Here is a 21,187-nt window from a genome sequence, read left to right as displayed (position 1 = left end):
TTAATCTTGTTTATTTAACGAATTCCAACCTTGCGCTTTCAACCCAATTTCTTGACCAGCTCTTGTAATTAATTGCAACCCTTGGTTTTCTGCGGTAACATGACCAATTATTGAAAAATGAGGATTTCCTTTAATTTTATCAAAATCAGCAATGCCAACGGTAAAAAGTAACTCGTAATCTTCGCCACCACTTAAAGCAACCATCGTAGAATCTAACTCAAATTCTTCACAAGCAGAAATTACTTGCGGATCTAAAGGTAATTTGTCCTCGTATACTTTACAGCCTACTTTGCTTTGTGTACAAATATGAAAAAGTTCAGACGATAATCCATCAGAAACATCAATCATAGAAGTTGGTTTTATCTCTAATTCTTGCAATAAACCAGCAACATCTTTTCGTGCTTCAGGTTTTAGTTGACGCTCAATTAAATAGGTGTAATTTTCTAAATCTGGCTGATTATTAGGATCTACTTTAAAAACTTGCTTTTCTCTTTCTAAAACTTGTAATCCTAAATAAGCAGCACCCAAATCACCAGTAACCACAATTAAATCGGTTTCTTTAGCGGTGTTTCTATACACAGCTTCGTCTTTATTTACCTTGCCAATTGCAGTAACAGAAATTAACATTCCTTTGGTTGATGATGTAGTGTCGCCACCAATTAAATCTACATTATACGTTTCACATGCTAACTGAATTCCTGCATACAACTCTTCAATTGCCTCCAAAGAAAATCGGTTAGAAACCGCTAAAGAAACTGTAATTTGTTCTGCAACACCATTCATTGCATACACATCAGATAAATTAACCACTACAGCCTTGTATCCTAAGTGTTTAAGTGGCATGTAGCTTAAATCAAAATGGACACCTTCAATTAACAAATCTGTAGTAACTAAAGTTTGTTTTTCTGATGCATCTAAAACGGCTGCATCATCACCAATTGCTTTAATTGTTGATGAATTTTCAGTTTTAAAATATTTTGTAATATGATTGATTAAGCCAAACTCTCCTAGTTCTGCTAATGATGTTCTTTGTTGGTTTTTGTCTTCTAACATGCTGCAAAGATAGGTAGATTTTAAAATTTTTTTGAAGTACTTTAACAGAGATGTTTATTAAAAAATAGATTTTATATATTACTTTTGACAAAAAACACCCAAACAATGAAAAAAATTACCTTAATAGTTATACTAGTATCCCAATATTTTTTAGCTCAAACACCCTGTGTGAATGGCTTTGCAGGACAATATCCATGTAAAGATTATGATTTACAATCTCACATTTCTATTTTTACCATTGGTAGCTTTGGTGCAGAAGGAAATGATAGCTGGGGTTGGGTAGATCCAGAAACACAAAAGGAATATGCATTGATGGGCACAACAAAAGGAATGACCTTTATTGATATTTCGAACCCAGTAGCACCAATTATTTTAGGCACTCTTAAAACAAGTACTGTAAATAGTCCATGGAGAGATGTAAAAGTGTACGATTCACATGCATTTATTGTAAGTGAAGCTTCTAATCACGGCATGCAAGTTTTTGACCTAAAAAGATTAAGAACGGTTTCGAATCCTCCTGTAAACTTTACAGCAGATACTCATTTTACAGGATTTGGAAGTGCACACAATATTATAATTAATGAAAGTACTGGTTATGCGTATATTGTAGGCGCTAGTAGAAGTTCTACTTACGGTGGTGGACCAATATTTATAAATATTCAAAACCCTACAAACCCTGTTATAGAAGGTGGTTTTGGTGCCGGTGGATACGCTCATGATGCACAAGTTATTACATATAACGGTCCAGATACAGATTATACTGGCAAAGAAATTCTTATTGGTAGCAATGAAAATGAGGTTGTAATTGCAGATGTTACCAATAAGGCGAATCCAATAATAATTTCAACAATAAGTTATACGAATGTAAGGTATGCGCATCAAGGTTGGTTTACAGAAGATTTAAAGTATTTTATTTTAGGTGATGAGTTAGATGAGCAGCAAATTGGAAATAACACAAAAACTATTGTTTTCGATTTTACAGATTTAGACAATCCTTTATATCATTTTGATTATTTCGGCAGCACAGCAGCAATAGATCATAATGGTTATATAAAAGATAATATATATTTTCAAGCAAATTATACGGCAGGTGTTAGAATGATAGACGTGTCAAACGTAGAAAACAAAATTTTTACAGAAGTTGGTTTTTTTGACACGTACCCAAACAACAACAGTACTGCTTTTAATGGTGCTTGGAATGTGTATCCGTATTTTCCTAGTGGTAATATTATTGTTAGCGATATTAATAATGGTTTTTTTGTCATTAAAAAAAATGGAACATTAAGTTTACAAAATCAAGAATTACAAAAATCTTTTTCTGTTTACCCAAATCCAACATCAGGCAAAACAACTATTAAGTCATCAAATAATCAATTTGTACAAAGTATACAGATTTATAATTTATTGGGTCAAAAAATGATCGAAGAAAATAATATTAATAATGATACATACGTTTTAGATACAAAAGGGCTTCAAAAAGGTGTTTATTTTATTAAGATTAATAATCAAAATACGACCAAACTTATTGTTAAATAATCAAAACACTACTATAGATTATATAAAATGATACATTGTAAGATCTTCTTTATGTGTACACGTAACTTTAGACTTAAAAGATAAACCTAGCTAATACTCGTAATTAATAAATGAAAATAATTGGTTATATAATAGTGCTGCTTTTTTTATGCAACTGTTCTAAAGATAAGGTTGAAACAAACCTTGATGTCTTTATAAATTCTGGGCAAGTAAGTAGTGTTAAAACATTTGGTGGTTCTAAAAATGATGCACTAAATTCTATTGTTAAAACAACAGATGGTGGTTATGTCGTTTTGGGTTACACACAAAGTAATGATTTTGATAGTTCTAGTAAAAGCGATGAAAGTTTTGATTTTTGGGTGATGAGGTTTTCTTCGGATGATGAATTACTTTGGAACAAAACGTTTGGTAGTTCTGGAGATGATAGAGGCGTAGATATTATTGCCACAAATGATGGTGGTTTTGCTCTTTTAGGATATGCAAGTACCGCAGATAAAGACGTTTCTTTAAACGCAGGTTCACAAGATTTCTGGATTCTTAAAATTACAGGAGAAGGAGTTCGTTTGTGGGAAAAAAGTTTTGGTTTTTTAGGTTCAGACAAAGGTGTTTCTTTAATCCAAACGTCAGACAATGGATACCTTGTAACAGGTGTTTTAGATGTCTCCGCTTCTGGAGGTCAAGGAAACTCTAAAAAAGCTAAACATGCTGGCGGCGATATTTGGGCGTTAAAATTAGCGCCAAACGGTAATTTACAATGGAGCAAATATTTTGGAGGTTCTTTTACCGATACTCCTTTCGGAGTTGTAGAAACCTTAAATAACGAGTTTATAATTGCAGCTTCTTCAGACAGTAAAGACTTTAATATTACTAACAATAAAGGAGGTTATGATTTTTGGGTTTTAAAAATTACTTTTGAAGGAATCCTTATTTGGGAGAAAAATTTTGGAGGTTCAGAAATTGACGAACCAAGAGCAATTGTAGCTACTGATGACGGAAATTTTATAATTGTTGGCGATACTAGAAGTGCTGATATTGATGTTTCTTTTAACAACGGAGCAGCAGATTTATGGATGATAAAAATAAATACAAACGGAACTCTTATTTGGGAGAAAACAATTGGAGGAACTAGTTTTGATGTTGCTCGGTCTATTTCTAAAACACAAGACAACGGTTTTGTAATTGCAGGAAGCTCAAGAAGTTCTAACCTTGGTTTTATAAATCAAGGGCAAAATGATGCTTGGATTCTTAAAGTAAATTCGTTTGGTGAAATAGAATGGCAAAAAACAGTGGGTGGTTCTCAAATTGACTTTTTGTACGATGCGGTAGAGTTGCAAAATAAATCAATAATTGCCGTAGGAGAAAGTAATAGTGCCAGCGGTGATGTTACAGAAAACAAAGGCTTTTCGGATGCATTAATTATAAAAATAAAATAGAAAATGAAAAAAATAATTTTGTTTTTCTTAACCCTCATTTTCTTTTCATCTTGTGGTGATCAAGTAGAATGTTGTGTGTACCCAGAACCTGTAAATGTTACACTAAAATTCACCCAAAATTGGGATGGAGTTCCTGTAACTTCATCAGATTTTAATGATTTTAAGTTTACGAATCTACATGGCGAAACAATAAGTATTAGTGATTTAAGATACTTACTTTCTACTATTACAGTTGGTAGTAAAATAAAAAATTATCAACTAATTAATATCGGAGAAAACACTGGTTTGCAACTCAATTTTGAGCAAATTGAACAAGGTACAAGTATTTTAAAATTTAGATTCGGTTTTGCCGATGCCGACAATAAAGATGGTGAATATCAAGATTTAAATTCAGTTTCTTTCAACGTTCCTGGTATGTTAGGCGGTGGTTATCATTATATGCAGTTTGATGGTAAATACAAAGACACCAACAACCAAGATGCAAATTTTAATTATCATACTCTTAGAGCTGTAAACAGAGCAGATCCTTCAAAATTAATTTTTCAAGATACTTCTTTCGAAGTTGATTTAGGTACTGTAGAAATCACAAATAATGCAACGATTGAAATTAAAATGAACATTGCAGAATGGTTTAAAAACCCGAATACTTGGAATTTAAACCAATTAAACACCGTTTTAATGCCAAATTTTGAGGCACAAAAATTGATGAGTGCTAATGGTAAATCTGTTTTTAGTTTGGGTGCTATAACGCAGTAAAAATAGCTCGATACAATTTCCTAAAAAAATGAAATCAATCGATCTTAAAGAGCGTTTATAAAGTTTTTGAGAGTACTGTTTTAAGAATTTTTAAAATAAATATGACAAAAAAATTTCTATACCTTCTTTCTTTTTTTCTTCTGATCAATTGCGCATCAAAAGAAGAAGAAATCTATACACCAATTCCATATAATTTAGAAATTCCGGCACTTTTTGCAAACAAATTAATTGCACCCGTAATTCCTTCGAACAACCCTTTAACCCAAGAAGGTGTTGCACTTGGTAAAAAATTATTTTTTGATAAAATACTTTCTGGCGATGAAACGCAATCTTGTGCTTCTTGCCACAATCCAAAGAAATCATTTACAGACAATCAACAACTTAGTGACGGAATTAACGGACTTCTAGGAACAAGAAATTCAATGCCTTTATTTAATTTAGCATGGAATTTTGATGAGCGTTTTGCTTGGGATGGCAAAGAATTTGGTTTAGAAAAACAAGCTTTAGAGCCCGTTTCAAATCCTATAGAAATGCATGCGAACTGGAAAAATATAGCCCAAAAATTACAAGAGCATCCAGAATATCCAACGTTGTTTTTGCAAGCATTTGGTAACTTAAATATCGATTCTGTTGCCGTAACAAAAGCAATCGCGCAATTTGAGCGAACGCTTATTTCTGGTAATTCGAAATTTGATAATTATTTAAAAGGCGAAGCGATTTTAACATCCGAAGAACAAAACGGATTTGCTATTTTTATGGACGAAGCAAAAGGAGATTGTTTTCATTGCCACGGAAGTGATAACAATCCGCTTTGGACCGATAATAAATTCCATAATAATGGTTTAGACGCTACTTTTACTGATTTAGGATTTGGCAATATAACAGGCGATCCTGCAGATAACGGTAAATTTAGATCTCCATCCATCAGAAATTTAGTTTTTACGGCGCCATATATGCACGATGGCCGATTTACAACTTTAGAGGAAGTAATTAATCATTATTCAGAAGGTTTGCAAAGATCATCAACCTTAGATCCTTTAATGAAGAAGGTAAATCAAGGCGGCGTAAACTTAACAACAAAAGAAAAGGCAGATTTAAAGGCCTTTTTGGTATCACTTTCTGATTTTGATTTTGTTAATAATCCAGACTTTCAAGAGTAATCAATAAAACTAATTGTTCCATCACATTTGATAATATAACTTTGCATTAATATGTTAGTTATATTGTATATTTGTAGCCTATTTAGATTTAATCTATTTAAAATTATGATAAAAGTTTCAGATACAGCAAAGAGAAAAGTTATTGAATTAATGACTGATGACGGTTTTGATGCAGCTCAAGATTTTGTGAGGGTTGGCGTAAAAAGTGGTGGTTGTTCAGGATTATCTTACGATTTAACTTTTGATAAAAATCAACTAGAAAATGACAAGGTTTTTGTGGAAAATGATGTAAAAATCATTGTAGACAAAAAAAGTTTTTTATATTTAGTTGGCACTGTTTTAGAATATTCAGGAGGTTTAAACGGAAAAGGTTTCGTTTTTAACAACCCAAACGCAAACAGAACTTGTGGGTGTGGGGAGTCTTTTAGTTTGTAAAGTTAAAAAGTTGATTGAAAAGAAAAAAGTAAAAGAAATGGCTAAATTTAATTCTTTTAAAGAAATCCTTTCATAGCAAAAATCAAGAGATTTAAAGATAACCGTATATCAAGTAACAAATTTAAATGATTTATTTAATAAAGATTTTGGATTAAAAGATAAAATAAGAAGAGCGTCAGTTTCAATTTCATCTAAAATAGCTGAAGGATTTGAAAGGCAGACAACAAAAGAGTTTATTAGATTTTTATATATAGCTAAAGCATCCGCAGGCGAAGTTCGTTGTAAATTATATTTAGCTTTTGATATAAAATATATTAACAAAAATGAATTTGAAGAATTAAAGTTAAAAGTAAATGAAGTTTCAAAGTTGATTACTGGTTTGTTAAAATACCTACACTCAACTGTATAAACTTTTAACTTTTTAACATTATAAACTAATTGTATGAGTAAATATACAGAGGAAGATTTAGAACAAGAATTAAAAACCAAAGAATATGAATATGGTTTTTATACAGAGATGGAAAGCGAAACCTTTGCAAAGGGGTTAAATGAAGACGTGGTTCGTGCAATTTCTAAAAAGAAAAACGAACCAAAATGGATGACAGATTGGCGTTTAGAGGCTTTTCGTGTTTGGCAAAAAATGAAAGAGCCAGAGTGGGCAAACGTAACGTATCCAAAACCAAATTTTCAGGAAATTGCGTATTACTCTGCGCCAAAAAAGAAGCCTAAATTAGACTCGCTAGATGAGGTTGATCCTGATTTACTAGAGACTTTTAAAAAATTAGGAATCTCTATTGATGAGCAAAAAAAGCTAGCAAATGTGGCTGTAGATATTGTTATAGATTCTGTTTCTGTAGCAACAACTTTTAAGAAAACATTAGGTGAAAAAGGTATTATTTTTATGCCAATTTCTGAAGCAATTCAAGAACATCCAGAATTAGTTAGAAAATATTTAGGAACTGTTGTACCAACATCAGACAATTTTTACGCAGCATTAAATTCTGCTGTTTTTTCTGATGGATCTTTTTGCTACATTCCAAAAGGAGTTCGTTGTCCGATGGAATTATCAACCTACTTTAGAATTAATGAAGGCGGAACAGGTCAGTTTGAAAGAACGCTTGTTGTTGCTGATAAAGGAAGTTATGTTTCTTATTTAGAAGGTTGTACAGCGCCAAGTAGAGATGAAAATCAATTACACGCAGCAGTTGTAGAATTAATTGCCATGGATGATGCAGAAATTAAATATTCTACAGTTCAAAACTGGTATCCTGGAGATAAAAACGGAAAAGGTGGCGTTTTTAACTTTGTTACCAAAAGAGGTTTATGCGAAACAAATGCAAAAATTTCTTGGACACAAGTAGAAACTGGTTCTGCCGTAACTTGGAAATATCCTTCTTGTATTTTAAAAGGAAATAATTCTGTAGGTGAATTTTATTCAATAGCAGTAACTAACCATTATCAGCAAGCTGATACAGGAACTAAAATGATTCATTTAGGTAAAAACACCAAATCGACCATTATTTCTAAAGGAATTTCTGCTGGTCATTCTCAAAACTCTTACAGAGGTTTGGTACAGATAAACTCTAGAGCAGAAAATGCGCGTAATTTTTCTCAATGTGATTCTTTATTAATGGGCAATGCTTGTGGTGCACACACGTTTCCTTACATAGAAGTTAAAAATAAATCGGCACAAATAGAACACGAAGCTACCACTAGTAAAATTGGTGAAGAACAATTGTTTTATTGTAATCAACGAGGAATTGATACAGAAAAAGCCATCGCTTTAATTGTAAACGGATTTAGTAAAGAGGTGCTTAATAAGTTACCAATGGAGTTTGCTGTTGAAGCTCAGAAATTATTGGAAATTAGTTTAGAAGGTTCTGTAGGTTAAAATTAATTGACTTAATCGTTTAAAATAATTTATCTAATAATCATAAAAACGAAATATAAAATGAAAAATATACTTTTCTTATTTCTTGCAATTAGTATTGTAAGTTGTAAAAAATCAGAAAAAAAAGTAGAAGAAATTGCGAAACCAGAAGTAAAATTATATCAATTAGTTGGTGGTTCTATTTTGGTAAAAAAATTAGAAGTTTTTTCGCAAGACACTACCTATACGGGTCAAACAAAACAATTTACAGACACATATTATGTAATTTCTCATCCAAAAGGAAATTTAATGTGGGACGCGGGTTTGCCAGAGCAATTGGTAATGACAGATGCTTATAACGAACCAAGTGGTGTTTACGCTATTAAAAGACCAGATTCTTTAGCAAATCAGTTAAAATCGATCGGTTTTAAAATTGAAGATTTTAAATATTTTGCAATGTCTCATTCTCATTTTGATCATACAGGCCATGCAAATTTAATGAAAGATGCTACTTGGATTGTACAAGAAAATGAATACAATTCAGTTGCCGGAGATTCTGCAAAAGTTAAAAATCCTGCGATAGCAGCATTAAAAAATATTCAAAAAATTAAGGGTGATTTTGATGTTTTTGGAGACGGATCTGTAGTTATCAAATACACACCAGGTCATACAATTGGGCATCAAGCTTTATATGTAGAAGTTGCCGGTTTAGAAAAACCTGTTTTATTAACGGGTGATTTATATCATTTTGAAGAAAATAGAGTACATAAAGGAGTCCCATCTTTTAATTACGATGTAAAACAGACTTTAGAAAGTATGGACTTGTTTGAAGCTTTTGCTAAAGAAAAGAATGCAGAAGTAATTATACAGCATTCACCAATTGCTTTTGAAAAATTAGAAAAATTATTAAATAAAAAGTAGTCAAAAGCCTAATGTCTGAAAGTAGAAAGGACATATTAGATTTGATAAAAATAAAAGAATATGAATTTTAAATCTTTCGAAGAAATTGAAAGTTGGAAAAAAGCAAGAGTTTTGAATAAGCTTATTTATACTATTTTCCAACAAGAAAATTTCTAGAGATTTTGATCTAATAAGACAAATAAGAAGAGCTTCTGTACCAATAAGTTCAAATATTGCAGAAGGTTTTAAGAGAAATACAGACAAAGAGTTTGTTTATTTTTTATATGTTGCTAAAGCTTCCGCAGGTGAAGTTAGGTCGCAATTATATTTAGCAAACGATTTAAATTACATAAACAATGATGATTTCAATCAACTTAAAGAAAAAGTTGCTGAAATCTCGAGATTAATAGGAGGATTAATTAAATACTTAAAGAAATAAATTAAAGAGGTATTAGACTTTTGTCTTTTGACTTTTAGACTTTAAACTAGAATATAATGTTAAAAATCAACAACTTACACGCTAAGATAGAAGGGAAATCAATTTTAAAAGGATTGAATTTAGAAGTAAACGCAGGCGAAGTCCATGCAATTATGGGGCCTAATGGTGCAGGAAAAAGTACTTTAGCAAACATCATTGCAGGTAAAGATGACTATGACGTTACAGATGGAATTATTGAATTAAATGGTGAAGATATCAGCGAGCTTGCTCCTGAAGAAAGAGCGCATAATGGTGTGTTTTTATCGTTTCAATATCCGGTAGAAATTCCTGGGGTTTCTGTAACCAACTTTATAAAAACGGCTATTAACCAAACACGTAAAGCAAAAGGTTTAGAAGACATGCCTGCAAAAGACATGCTAAAAATGATTCGTGAAAAATCTGAATTATTAGAAATAGACCGTAAATTTTTATCTCGTTCTTTAAACGAAGGTTTTTCTGGAGGAGAAAAAAAACGTAACGAAATTTTTCAGATGGCAATGTTAGAGCCAAAATTATCTATTTTAGATGAAACGGATTCTGGTTTAGATATTGATGCTTTGCGTATTGTTGCAAATGGTGTAAATAAATTAAAATCTAAAGACAATGCTGTAATTGTTATTACGCATTATCAACGTTTGTTAGAATATATTGTACCAGATTTTGTACATGTTTTATACGATGGTAAAATTGTTAAAACTGGCGATGCATCTTTAGCTTTAGAGTTAGAAGCAAAAGGGTATGATTGGATTAAACAAGAATTGGTTTAAAAAAAGTAGGCAGTATTCAGTCTTAATTCAGCAGTAAAATGCGCTTAAAATTGAAGGCCATAAATTTTAAAAAAGTATCCTGTTTTTATAATATTTAGTTTTAGCAAAATGCTGATAACTATAAACTTAAGACTGAGTACTGAAGACTAAAAACAATGGAATTAAAAGAAAAAATACTATCATCATACGTAGCTTTTGAAAACGGGATTGATATCAATTCTGATATTCATGAAATAAGAACAGAAGCTTTAGAAAATTTTGAAAAGCTAGGTTTCCCAACCAAAAAATTAGAAGAATGGAAATACACCTCTTTAAACGCTGTTTTAAAGAATGATTTTAGCATTTTTCTTAATAAAGAAAATTCTGTGCAATTTGCAGATGTAAAAGAGTATTTTATTCATGATATAGACACTTATAAGATTGTTTTTATTGATGGAAAATACAGTTCTTTCCTTTCTGATGTAACTCATGACGGTAAAGATATTTGTTTACTTTCTTCTGCTTTATCAAAATCTAAATACAGTTCTGTAATAGAAAATTATTTTAATAAAGTTGCAAAGCAAGATAACCTAACGGCTTTAAATACGGCTTTTGCAAATGAAGGAGCTTACATTTATATTCCTAAAAGTGTAGAGGTAGAAAAGCCAATTCAAATTATCAATTTTACAACAGGTTCTGAAGCAGCAACAATGGTGCAGCCAAGAAACTTAATTGTGGTTGAAGAAAATGCGCATGTTCAAATTATTGAACGTCATCAAAGTTTAACATCCAACGCAGTTTTATCTAACGTAGTTACAGAAATTTTTGCTGGCAGAAACGCTACTGTAGATTATTATAAAATTCAAAATGATGAAGAAAACGCTTCTTTGGTTGATAATACTTTCGTAGATCAAAAATCAAATAGCGTAGTTTCTGTTCATACTTTTTCTTTTGGAGGAAATATTACAAGAAACAATTTAAACTTTTATCAAAATGGAGAACATATAGATTCTATCTTAAAAGGAATTACCATTATTGAAGGTAAACAACACGTAGATCATCATACTTTGGTGCATCACATTGAGCCAAATTGTGAGAGTCACCAAGATTATAAAGGTATTTTTAATGATCGTTCTACAGGTGTTTTTAACGGTAAAGTAATTGTAAATAAAGAAGCGCAGAAAACAAATGCGTATCAACAAAATAACAATGTTTTAATAAGCGATAAAGCAACGATTAATGCAAAACCACAACTAGAAATTTTTGCAGATGATGTAAAATGTTCTCACGGTTGTACTATTGGTCAATTAGACAATGATGCGCTGTTTTACATGCAACAACGAGGTATTCCTGTAAAAGAAGGAAAAGCATTATTAATGTATGCTTTTGCAAATACAGTATTAGAAAGTGTAAAAATACCCGAAGTAAAATCTAGAATTACAAAGCTAATTGCCACTAAATTAGGCGTAAATATTGGTTTTGATTTGTAATTAATACGCTAGTTTTTCATAAAATTTAAACCACGCAAATTGCGTGGTTTTTTTTTGTAACTTTATTAAAAAATTAAAAAGATGAATAAAACGATTAAAACAGTATTGCTAATTGTAGGAGTTATTTTACTAGTTTACGGTATTTACACAATGATTACTCCAGAAACACAAGTTTCAATAGGCAATTTAGACTTGTTAAAAGTACAAGACAACACCAATTCTTATATTGTAATTGGATTAGGGCTTGTAGCTATTGTTTTAAGCTTACTAAAAGGGAAAGAGTAATTTAACAGAACATCATTTCTATTTTATACTTTTAAGAATTCCGCTTAAAAAGGTATCAATATTTGCGTTTTTAGTTAATCCCATTCTTACAACTACAAGCTCTTGGTCTGGAAAAATATATACATTCTGCCCTTGATGGCCGCTAAAATAATACATGTTTTCTGGAACGTTTGGATACTCTTTGCCCGCGTTTAACCATATTTGCGCACCATAGGTATTTTTTGAAGTTGGTGTTGGGGTAGTAGCATATTTTACCCATTCTTTAGTAAATAATTCCTCACCATTCCAAGTTCCGTTATGTAAATACAACAATCCTAATTTAGACCAATCTCTAGCAGTTGCCCAGCCATAAGAAGAACTTACATAGTTGCCTGCTAAATCGGTTTCTATAAGCATAGAGTTCATGCCAATTTTATCAATTAAAGCAGCATACCAAAAGTCTAAATACTCTTGATGTGTTTTAAATTGCTGACGTAAAATACCAGACAAAACATTTGTTGTTCCTGAAGAATAATTCCAAGTTTCGTTAGGTTTACTAACCAACGGTTGTTTAATTTGTCTTTGCGTCATATCACGATCTAAGTAGAGCATTTTTACAACATCGGTAAGCGTACTATATTCTTCATACCATTCTAAACCAGAATTCATTTGCAATAAATTATGAATTGTTATTTGCGCTCTTTCATCATTTTTCCACTCTTCAATTGGCGCTTTATTGTGTATGTCTATTTTATTCTGATGTTCTAAAATACCAAACAGCGTACCTGTTATACTTTTTGTCATAGACCAGCCTAACAATTTTGAGTTTTGATTAAATCCGTTGGCATAACGTTCTGCAATAATTTGATTTTTATAAATTACAACCGATGCTCTTGTTTGATTTAAAGGATCGAACAAAACATCTACCGTTTTATTTAATACCGAATAGTTTACGTTCTTAAAAATAGTGTCTTTTTGTGGTCCATTTCCAAACGGAAAAGGAGTCTTATCATCAGAAATTGTTCTTTTTGGTATTAAATATTTTGCATTAAAATCTTTCGCTTCAAAACCCAAAACACTTCCTAAACCTTCTCTGTAAAATGCTTTTTTAGTAACCAAGCCTAAAACATTTGCAGAGGCAGTTTTATCCGAAGTATTTATTTGATCACTAGCTAAATTTATAGGAGAAAAATTAGTGTCTGTTTTATTTGTAAATTCAAGAGTTCTATTGGCAACAAAGACAGAGGATGCCGTATTTTTTGCAGAATAACCAGCAATAATCTTTAATTTAGGATAATTATAAACGATGGCAACAATAAGGATTACTAGTAGTATGAGAACAACTCTTTTAAAATTTTTCATGAATGAATATGGTTTGATGATGTAAAAATAAGAAATTCATATTGACTTTTTTACATCTTTAAAATTGCATGGTTTATCTTTGCACTTCAAAACTATTTTTATGTTGAATGTTGATAAAATTCGAGAAGATTTTCCTATTCTAAAAAGAACTGTTCATGGAAAACCTTTGGTCTATTTTGATAATGCTGCTACTTCCCAAACACCGCAAATTGTTATAGATGCTATTGTAGATTACTATAGCAATTACAATGCAAATATTCATAGAGGTGTGCATACTTTGAGTCAAGAAGCTACAGATAAATATGAAGAGGCACGTATTAAAGTTCAGAAACATTTTAATGCAAAAGAAGCTTATGAAATTATATTAACAGCAGGAACAACACATAGTATAAACATTGTAGCATCAGGATTTACAACACTTTTAAATGAAGGTGATGAGCTTATTGTGTCTGCTTTAGAGCATCATTCTAATATTGTTCCTTGGCAAATGTTATGCGAAAAAACAGGTGCAATATTAAAAGTTATCCCAATGAATGAAGAAGGTTCTTTAGATATGAAAACCTATCATCAGCTTTTAAACACTAAAACAAAATTAGTGTTTTGTAACCATGTTTCTAACGCTTTAGGAACCGTAAACCCAATAGAAGAAATTATTGAAGCCGCCCATAAAATCGGTGCTGCAGTTTTAATTGACGGCGCTCAAGCAACACCGCATATAAAACCAGATCTTCAAAAATTAAACGCAGATTTTTATGTAGCTTCTGCTCATAAATTATGCGGCCCAACAGGCGTTGGCTTTTTATACGGCAAACAAGAATGGTTAGAAAAATTACCTCCGTATCAAGGTGGTGGAGAAATGATTGCTACCGTATCATTTAAGAAAACTACCTATGCAGGTTTGCCTCATAAATTTGAAGCAGGAACACCAAACATTTGTGGAGGAATTGCTTTTGGTGTGGCTTTAGATTATATGAATGCTGTTGGTTTTGAAAACATTGCAACCTATGAAGATGAACTTTTAAAATACGGAACACAAGAACTTTTAAAAATTGAAGGCTTGCGGATTTACGGAACATCCGCAAAAAAAACAGCTGTTATTTCTTTTAATATTGATGGAATTCACCCGTACGATATGGGTGCTATTTTAGATAAGTTAGGCGTTGCTGTAAGAACGGGTCATCATTGCGCACAACCAATTATGGATTATTATAAAATACCAGGAACAATAAGAGCTTCTTTTTCTTTTTACAATACCAAAAAAGAAATAGATATTTTTATTGAAAGCGTTAAAAAAGCACAAATAATGTTGAGCTAAAATCTCAAAAATTAGATTTAAAAACACTATTATTTAAAAAGTAATGGTGTTTTTTTTTGTAAAAAAGTATAAAAATTTTGAACATACCAAAAAAAGTGTATATTCGTATTGTTAATAATTTAAACATTTTTATATGTAATTGTTATATTTATAACATTTTAATTGCATTTAAGTTATTTTTTTAACACATTTTAACTAATTCATTAAAACCCTTACTCAATGAAAAAAGTATTTTTATCATTACTAGTTGCAACTAGTATCTTTATTGGATGTCAAGAAAACAGTACAGACATGCCTAATGAAACACAAACAAAAATTGATATGAGCGATTTTATAGTTCATACAGACGAACCAGAAACTTTTGCTAAAAACGACAAAAATGGTAAAAATTGCTATTCAATGCAAGTTTTAAACAGACAGTTAAAAGAAAACCCAGGTTTGTATAAAAAAATGTATAATGTAGAATATGCTACAAGAAAGTTTATTGCTGCAAAAGGGAAACCCGTAAAACCAGGAGATGGTGGTTCTGGTGGTTCTGGAAGTGGTGATGTAGATGTAGCACCAATAAACGATGGTTTTGGTATCGTAACGATTCCTGTGTATGTGCACGTTGTTTATAGTAATAGCAATCAAAATATTTCTGATGCTCAAATAAACTCTCAAATTGCAGTTTTAAACGCAGATTTTAGAAAAACAAACAGTGATTTAAATTTACCTTCAGGTTCTACATTTGCTAATGATGCAACAGATTCTGAAATTGAATTTACCTTAGCAGGAACTTTTAGAAATGCTAATAGTAATGCTTCTTGGGGAACAAATAATGCAGTAAAGAGTGCATACCCACCAGTTACACCAAACACGCATTTAAATATTTGGATTGCAGAAATTGGTGGCGGTATTTTAGGATATGCTCAATTTCCAGGAGGAAACTCAGCTACTGATGGTGTTGTAATTTCACCTCAATACTTTGGAACTACAGGTTTTGTTGCTGCTCCTTTTAACAAAGGTAGAACTGCAACGCATGAAGTTGGTCACTATTTAAATTTACGTCATATTTGGGGAGATGGTAGATGTCGTCAAGATGATTTTGTTTTAGATACGCCAAGTTCAGACGGGCCAAATTATGGTTGTCCTTCTTTTCCTACAGTTAACTGTAAAACTACAGATATGACTATGAATTATATGGATTATACAGATGACGCTTGTATGTATATGTTTACAGACGGTCAAAGAAATAGAATGAGAGCTATTTTTGCTTCTGGAGGTCCAAGAGCAGCTTTTGCTGGTAATTAATACAAAAGAAATATCTAATTAAAAAAGGGATTAAATACTCATAAAAATTAGAAAAATATTAAATAAGAAGGAGTAAAACGATTGTGTTTTACTCCTTTTTTGTGCTTTATGGTTAATTGGTTATGCTGTTTTATCAGTAAAAACATAAAGCTATAATGGCCGCATAAAGCATATTTATAAAAAAACAATATATCCATAATTTATAAAAAATAGATTTCAATATAAAAGCGATTAAATAAAGTTAAACCTTATTTAATCGCTTTTTTTAAATTAAAGCTAAAACAATGCCAATTTTTAGGCTACTTATTTAGCGTTTTTTTATTTTTTATTGGTTTAGAAACTACCTTCTTCTACCTGCTCCTCTACCTTTTATGATACCAAGAATAAATAAAATAATAATAGCTCCAGAAGCACCTTTTATAATGTCGCTTATCCATCCACTACCAACACTAATACCTAATTGGCCAAATGCCCAAGCACCCACAAAACTACCAGCAATACCAATAATAATGCTTATAATTAAGCCATAGCCGTTATCACTCATCAGTACATCTGCAATGTAACCACAAATTGCCCCAATAATAATAGTATACAATAATCCATCCATAGTGTAAAAATTTTAATTGATTAATTATTGCTAATTTAGTAAAAAAATAATAGTTAATAATTTTTAAAAGAAACAATAGGTTTTCTAATTTAAAAACAATCTTTTAATTTAGTCAGCTACAATAATTATTTACATGAAAAAAATTACATATTATTTATTCTTTATATTTAGTAGTGCATTAATAGCACAACAAGAACCAACAAACGCTAACATACTACAAAAGTCTTTAAAAGAGAAAATTCAATTACAAAACACCTCTTTGGTAAAAAACATCAATTTTACAAATATTGGGCCAACAGTTATGAGTGGACGAGTTGTAGATGTAGATGTAAACCCTAATAATACCACAGAGTTTTATGTGGGTTACGCCTCTGGTGGCTTATGGTATACAAATAATAATGGTACAACTTTTACACCCGTTTTAGACAATTCATCAACTCAGAATATTGGTGATATTGCAGTAGATTGGAGCTCAGAAACCATTTGGGTTGGTACAGGAGAAAAAAATTCTTCGCGCTCTTCGTATGCCGGAATAGGTGTTTTAAAATCTACGGATAAAGGCAAAACATGGACCAATGTTGGTTTGCTAGATGGTCATCATACAAGCAGAATTCTCATCAACCCTAATAATACAGACGAAGTTATTATTGGTGTTATTGGTCATTTATATTCTTCAAACGAAGAAAGAGGTGTTTTTAAAACTTCGGATGGAGGAAAAACATGGTCAAAAACTTTATATATTGATGAAAATACAGGAATTATAGATGTTGCAGTTGCACCAGAAAATTTTAATGTAATGTATGCGGCTTCTTGGGAAAGACATCGTAAAGCGTGGGATTTTGACGGTGATGGTAAAAACTCTGCCATTTATAAAAGTACAGATGCAGGAAGTTCTTGGGCAAAGATTGCTGATAAAAGCGGATTCCCAATTGGCGACGGAGTTGGTAGAATCGGCTTAGCAGTTTTTAATGAAAACATCGTATATGCTTTACACGACAGTCAGTTTAGAAGAGAAAAAAGTAAAGACAGAAAACGTTCTGATGATTTAACAAAAGAAGATTTTAAAACAATGTCTTCGGATGATTTCTTAAAATTAGCAGATAAAAAACTAAACACGTATTTAAAAAACAACGGATTTCAAGAAAAATACAGATCAGAAAATGTAAAACAAATGGTTCGAGTTGGTTCTGTACAACCAATTGATTTAGCTAAATATTTAGAAGATGCAAATTCTATGCTGTTTGATACAGAGGTTGTTGGAGCTGAGGTTTTTAAAACTACAAACGGTGGTAAAACTTGGAAAAAAACGCATGAGGATCATTTAGACGGATTGTATTCTTCGTACGGTTATTATTTTGGGGAAATTAGAGTAGACCATCGAGATGAAAACGGAATTTACATTTTAGGTGTTCCTATTTTAAAATCGAAAGATGGCGGAAAAAGCTTTACATCCATCGGCAAAGAAAATGTGCATTCAGATCATCAAGCATTGTGGGTAAATCCTAAAAAACCGGGTCATTTACTAAACGGAAATGACGGTGGTTTAAATCTTTCTTATGACGACGGTGAAAGTTGGACAAAACTAAATAATGCTGCTGTTGGGCAATTCTATTCTGTATATGCATACAATCAAAAAAATTACAAAGTCTATGGCGGTTTGCAAGACAACGGTGTTTGGGTAGCCAATAATAATGCAAGAATTGATAACAGCTGGCAACAATCTGGTCAAAATCCGTACGAGTCAATTATGGGTGGCGATGGCATGCAGGTTCAGGTGGATGATAGAAACCCAAATATCGTTTATACAGGTTTTCAATTTGGAAATTATTTTAGAATTGATAGAGCAGCAAACGATCAAAAATACATTCAGCCTAAGCACGTTTTAGGCGAAAATCCGTATCGTTTTAATTGGCAAACGCCAATTTTGTTATCGAAACACAATCAAGATATTTTATATTTAGGGGGTAATAAATTACACAGATCTTTAAATAAAGGCGATGACTGGGAAACGATTTCTGATGATTTAACAACAGGTGGTAAAAAAGGAAATGTGGCTTACGGTACCTTAACAGCAATTGCCGAAAGTCCGTTTCAATTCGGGTTATTATACACAGGTTCAGATGATGGATTTGTACATGTTTCTAAAAATGGAGGAGGTTTTTGGACAAAAATATCAGATTTATTACCCCAAGATTTATGGGTTTCTAGAGTAGTCGCTTCGGCTCACAAAAAAGAAAGAGTGTATGTCACTTTAAATGGGTATCGTTTTGATGATTTTACATCGTATGTGTATATGTCTGATGATTTTGGGCAAACTTGGAGAAATATTGGTGAATCGATTCCAACAGCAGCAGTAAACGTAATTAAAGAAGACCCAGCAAACGAAAACTTGTTATATCTTGGTACAGATAATGGTTTGTATGTTTCTTTTAATAGCGGAAATTCCTGGCAAGCTTTCAGTAAAAATTTACCAAATGTTGCAGTGCATGATTTGGTCATTCAGCCAACGGCAAAACATTTAATAGTTGCAACACACGGTCGTAGTTTATACAAAGCAGACATTGAATCTTTACAGCTTTTTACGGATGAGTTAGCAGCAAAATCGGCGCATGTTTTTGCGATTAATTCGATTAGAAAAAGAGATTCTTGGGGAAGTTCTTGGAGTAAATGGTCCGATTTAAATGTACCAGAAATCAACATTCCATTCTATACAAATGAAACTAAAAAAGTAACTGTTGATATTTATTCAGGAACTGAAAAAGTCAACTCAGTTTCTGTGGATGCAGACAAAGGTTTCAACGAAGTAATTTTTGACGCTTCCTTTTCTGATAAGGGCAAAAAAGCGTTTGAAAAAGCAAATAAAGAAGTGAAAATTGAAAAAGCTAAAAACGATGTGTATTATTTGCCAACGGGAAAATATACCGTTAAAATTGAGGAAGCTACAGCTGAATTTGAGATTAAATAAAGTGTAGTGCATTTGAGAAAGAGAATCTACAAAGCAATATTATTCGGAATTTTGGGATCAACAAAAGGCGGAAATGCTAACTTTAGAATTACGGAAAATGAGTTTTATATAGTAGGTTTTTTTAATGATCAGAAAATACACTCAAAGGAAATTTAATAAAAATTAAGGGAAGTGCTTTTATGAAAATGGAGTGATTTTAAAAGTTAACAAAGATTTTCTTAAAATTAAATGGGTTGAATTAGATGTTACTGTTAGCTTATGAAAATTTAAAGATTAAAAAAATGAGTAAATGAAATATGTTATCAAAGTTTGGTTGTTCACAATAATAATTTCGCCTCTTATAATAGCATTAATTTTAGGCGTTATTATTAATGAATCTAGTTTCGATAGCATATTGAATTCTTCTGAAATAATATTTGTAATGATTATTATAGGTTTACTTTCGTCAATGCCAGCTATGATAATTTTTTGGCTAATTAAAAGGAGTTTAAAAAGTAAATTCTCTAATTGGAAAGACAAGATAATATTATCACTTTATTCCTTTTCATCTGTTTGGATTACCTTTTATATAGTCGATAATGGATTTATAACCAAATGGTCAGAACAAACAATTTGGGTGCTAATTTATTCCTTGACCATTGTTTTAGGCGTTTGCATTTTTAAAATTAACAAGAAAGAAATAGTTGAATAAAAACGGTTTAAAAGACTGTATAAAATTAATTACTTAAAACACGCAATGAACAATACAGATCAAGTTAGAAAACATTAAAATCAGAAAATATTGCCAGGAGAAGGAAGTATTCAAGGGATGTTAACTAGTTTGAGTAATAATAAAAGATTACTCAGAAAAAAAAATATGTTTAGACCCGAAAGAACTTTTCTGAGTCTTAAACGTGCATATATAAAATCTGCCGGTGGTGAAATAGAATTAAAAAAAGCGACTAAAAAGCAATTAAGAGCTATTCGTATTCAAATTATCAGAGAAAGAAGGAAAAATTGGCATGCATTTTACAACATATTTCTTTTTTTGTTTTTGATCGTTGGTTTTATTACCTATAATTTTATTCAGAATTATACCATTGCAAAAGAAAAAACTAAAAAAATTGAACTAGATAATAAAATTGAAAGGAGTCTTTTGCTTATTGCAAAGGGAGATTATTGGTTAAAAAAAAGAAGTTGGTATAATGCAATTTTTGAATATAAGAGAGCTTTTGAGCTTTTACCCAATGATTATACTGTATATTATCGGTTAGCCCATGCATATAGCTTGAGATGTGAAAATGAATTCGAAGATTGTAAGAAAGGAAAAAAATTACTCGATAAATTAATAAATCAATTTCCTGAAAAGTCTGAATTATTAGAACTAGAAGAACTTTTGAAGTATGAAAATTAGATTCGTACTAACATGTAAAACGAACATTTGCTAAATTCGTGTTTGTAAAATTGCTAGTTCACAAAAGGGGAACTTTTTATAACGTAGAAGGAATAAATAAAACAGATTTTAATTTTCGTTTTAACGAGTGC

Annotated in this window: 19 protein-coding genes and 1 pseudogene; 17 read left to right on the top strand and 3 right to left on the bottom strand. The window is 31.4% G+C overall.

The window, feature by feature from the left end:
• Positions 1 to 1,053 carry a thiamine-phosphate kinase gene (gene thiL / locus BTO16_RS12650; protein ID WP_105022036.1) on the bottom strand — a complete coding sequence of 351 codons (1,053 nt, stop codon included), beginning with the start codon at positions 1,051 to 1,053 and terminating at the stop codon, positions 1 to 3.
• A 105-nt stretch (positions 1,054 to 1,158) separates the two neighbouring features.
• On the opposite strand from thiL, the gene BTO16_RS12645 reads away from it, so the two are divergent.
• From BTO16_RS12645 to BTO16_RS12590, 12 genes and pseudogenes are all read left to right on the top strand, one after another.
• The gene (locus tag BTO16_RS12645; RefSeq protein WP_105022035.1) at positions 1,159 to 2,589 is read left to right on the top strand and encodes a choice-of-anchor B family protein; all 1,431 of its coding nucleotides are present in this window, start codon (positions 1,159 to 1,161) and stop codon (positions 2,587 to 2,589) included.
• A gap of 110 nt (positions 2,590 to 2,699) precedes the next feature.
• Entirely contained in the window at positions 2,700 to 4,022 is a 1,323-nt protein-coding gene (locus BTO16_RS12640) for a hypothetical protein (protein ID WP_105022034.1), read from the top strand.
• A gap of 3 nt (positions 4,023 to 4,025) precedes the next feature.
• Positions 4,026 to 4,778: an MbnP family protein gene (locus tag BTO16_RS12635; RefSeq protein ID WP_105022033.1), complete on the top strand. Its 753-nt coding sequence runs from the start codon at positions 4,026 to 4,028 to the stop codon at positions 4,776 to 4,778.
• A 101-nt stretch (positions 4,779 to 4,879) separates the two neighbouring features.
• Entirely contained in the window at positions 4,880 to 5,938 is a 1,059-nt protein-coding gene (locus BTO16_RS12630) for a cytochrome-c peroxidase (protein WP_211298236.1), read from the top strand.
• A gap of 105 nt (positions 5,939 to 6,043) precedes the next feature.
• Positions 6,044 to 6,373: a HesB/IscA family protein gene (locus BTO16_RS12625; RefSeq protein ID WP_105022032.1), complete on the top strand. Its 330-nt coding sequence runs from the start codon at positions 6,044 to 6,046 to the stop codon at positions 6,371 to 6,373.
• Between the two features lie 88 nt (positions 6,374 to 6,461).
• Positions 6,462 to 6,782: pseudogene (locus BTO16_RS12620) on the top strand (four helix bundle protein); the annotation flags it as partial.
• Positions 6,783 to 6,815: 33 nt separating this feature from the next.
• The gene (gene sufB, locus BTO16_RS12615) at positions 6,816 to 8,264 is read left to right on the top strand and encodes a Fe-S cluster assembly protein SufB (protein WP_105022031.1); all 1,449 of its coding nucleotides are present in this window, start codon (positions 6,816 to 6,818) and stop codon (positions 8,262 to 8,264) included.
• A gap of 60 nt (positions 8,265 to 8,324) precedes the next feature.
• The gene (locus BTO16_RS12610) at positions 8,325 to 9,164 is read left to right on the top strand and encodes an N-acyl homoserine lactonase family protein (RefSeq protein WP_105022030.1); all 840 of its coding nucleotides are present in this window, start codon (positions 8,325 to 8,327) and stop codon (positions 9,162 to 9,164) included.
• A gap of 115 nt (positions 9,165 to 9,279) precedes the next feature.
• Positions 9,280 to 9,582: a four helix bundle protein gene (locus BTO16_RS17875; protein ID WP_317045827.1), complete on the top strand. Its 303-nt coding sequence runs from the start codon at positions 9,280 to 9,282 to the stop codon at positions 9,580 to 9,582.
• 56 nt (positions 9,583 to 9,638) lie between these two features.
• Complete coding sequence (gene sufC / locus BTO16_RS12600; protein WP_105022029.1) at positions 9,639 to 10,388, top strand: Fe-S cluster assembly ATPase SufC; 750 nt, start codon at positions 9,639 to 9,641, stop codon at positions 10,386 to 10,388.
• Between the two features lie 155 nt (positions 10,389 to 10,543).
• Positions 10,544 to 11,857: a Fe-S cluster assembly protein SufD gene (gene sufD, locus BTO16_RS12595; protein ID WP_105022028.1), complete on the top strand. Its 1,314-nt coding sequence runs from the start codon at positions 10,544 to 10,546 to the stop codon at positions 11,855 to 11,857.
• Between the two features lie 81 nt (positions 11,858 to 11,938).
• Positions 11,939 to 12,142 carry a hypothetical protein gene (locus tag BTO16_RS12590; protein WP_105022027.1) on the top strand — a complete coding sequence of 68 codons (204 nt, stop codon included), beginning with the start codon at positions 11,939 to 11,941 and terminating at the stop codon, positions 12,140 to 12,142.
• An 18-nt stretch (positions 12,143 to 12,160) separates the two neighbouring features.
• On the opposite strand, the gene BTO16_RS12585 is transcribed toward BTO16_RS12590, so the two are convergent.
• Positions 12,161 to 13,483, bottom strand: coding sequence for a serine hydrolase domain-containing protein (locus BTO16_RS12585; RefSeq protein WP_105022026.1), 1,323 nt, complete (start codon positions 13,481 to 13,483; stop codon positions 12,161 to 12,163).
• A 100-nt stretch (positions 13,484 to 13,583) separates the two neighbouring features.
• Between BTO16_RS12585 and BTO16_RS12580 the strand changes: the two genes are divergently transcribed.
• Both BTO16_RS12580 and BTO16_RS12575 read left to right on the top strand, forming a co-directional pair.
• Positions 13,584 to 14,798 (top strand): aminotransferase class V-fold PLP-dependent enzyme, encoded by a 1,215-nt coding sequence (locus tag BTO16_RS12580; RefSeq protein ID WP_105022025.1) that lies wholly within the window; start codon positions 13,584 to 13,586, stop codon positions 14,796 to 14,798.
• 219 nt (positions 14,799 to 15,017) lie between these two features.
• Complete coding sequence (locus tag BTO16_RS12575) at positions 15,018 to 16,091, top strand: zinc metalloprotease (RefSeq protein WP_105022024.1); 1,074 nt, start codon at positions 15,018 to 15,020, stop codon at positions 16,089 to 16,091.
• Between the two features lie 340 nt (positions 16,092 to 16,431).
• Here BTO16_RS12575 and BTO16_RS12570 read toward each other — a convergent pair whose 3' ends face one another.
• A complete protein-coding gene (locus BTO16_RS12570) occupies positions 16,432 to 16,698 on the bottom strand; it encodes a GlsB/YeaQ/YmgE family stress response membrane protein (RefSeq protein ID WP_105022023.1) in 267 nt (88 codons plus the stop codon).
• 133 nt (positions 16,699 to 16,831) lie between these two features.
• On the opposite strand from BTO16_RS12570, the gene BTO16_RS12565 reads away from it, so the two are divergent.
• The 3 genes from BTO16_RS12565 (at position 16,832) to BTO16_RS12555 (ending at position 21,056) form a co-directional block, all read left to right on the top strand.
• The gene (locus BTO16_RS12565; RefSeq protein ID WP_105022022.1) at positions 16,832 to 19,663 is read left to right on the top strand and encodes a VPS10 domain-containing protein; all 2,832 of its coding nucleotides are present in this window, start codon (positions 16,832 to 16,834) and stop codon (positions 19,661 to 19,663) included.
• Positions 19,664 to 19,952: 289 nt separating this feature from the next.
• Positions 19,953 to 20,354, top strand: a complete 402-nt coding sequence (locus BTO16_RS12560) for a hypothetical protein (RefSeq protein WP_105022021.1) — start codon at positions 19,953 to 19,955, stop codon at positions 20,352 to 20,354.
• Between the two features lie 90 nt (positions 20,355 to 20,444).
• On the top strand, positions 20,445 to 21,056 hold the full coding sequence (locus BTO16_RS12555) for a hypothetical protein (protein WP_105022020.1): 612 nt from the start codon (positions 20,445 to 20,447) through the stop codon (positions 21,054 to 21,056).
• Positions 21,057 to 21,187: the final 131 nt, after the last annotated feature.

It is taken from the genome of Polaribacter glomeratus (assembly GCF_002954665.1).
GTDB classification, from domain to species: Bacteria; Bacteroidota; Bacteroidia; order Flavobacteriales; family Flavobacteriaceae; genus Polaribacter; species Polaribacter glomeratus.
The sequence above is the reverse complement of the archived record's forward strand: the minus strand, read 5'-3'. Positions and strand labels throughout refer to the sequence as shown.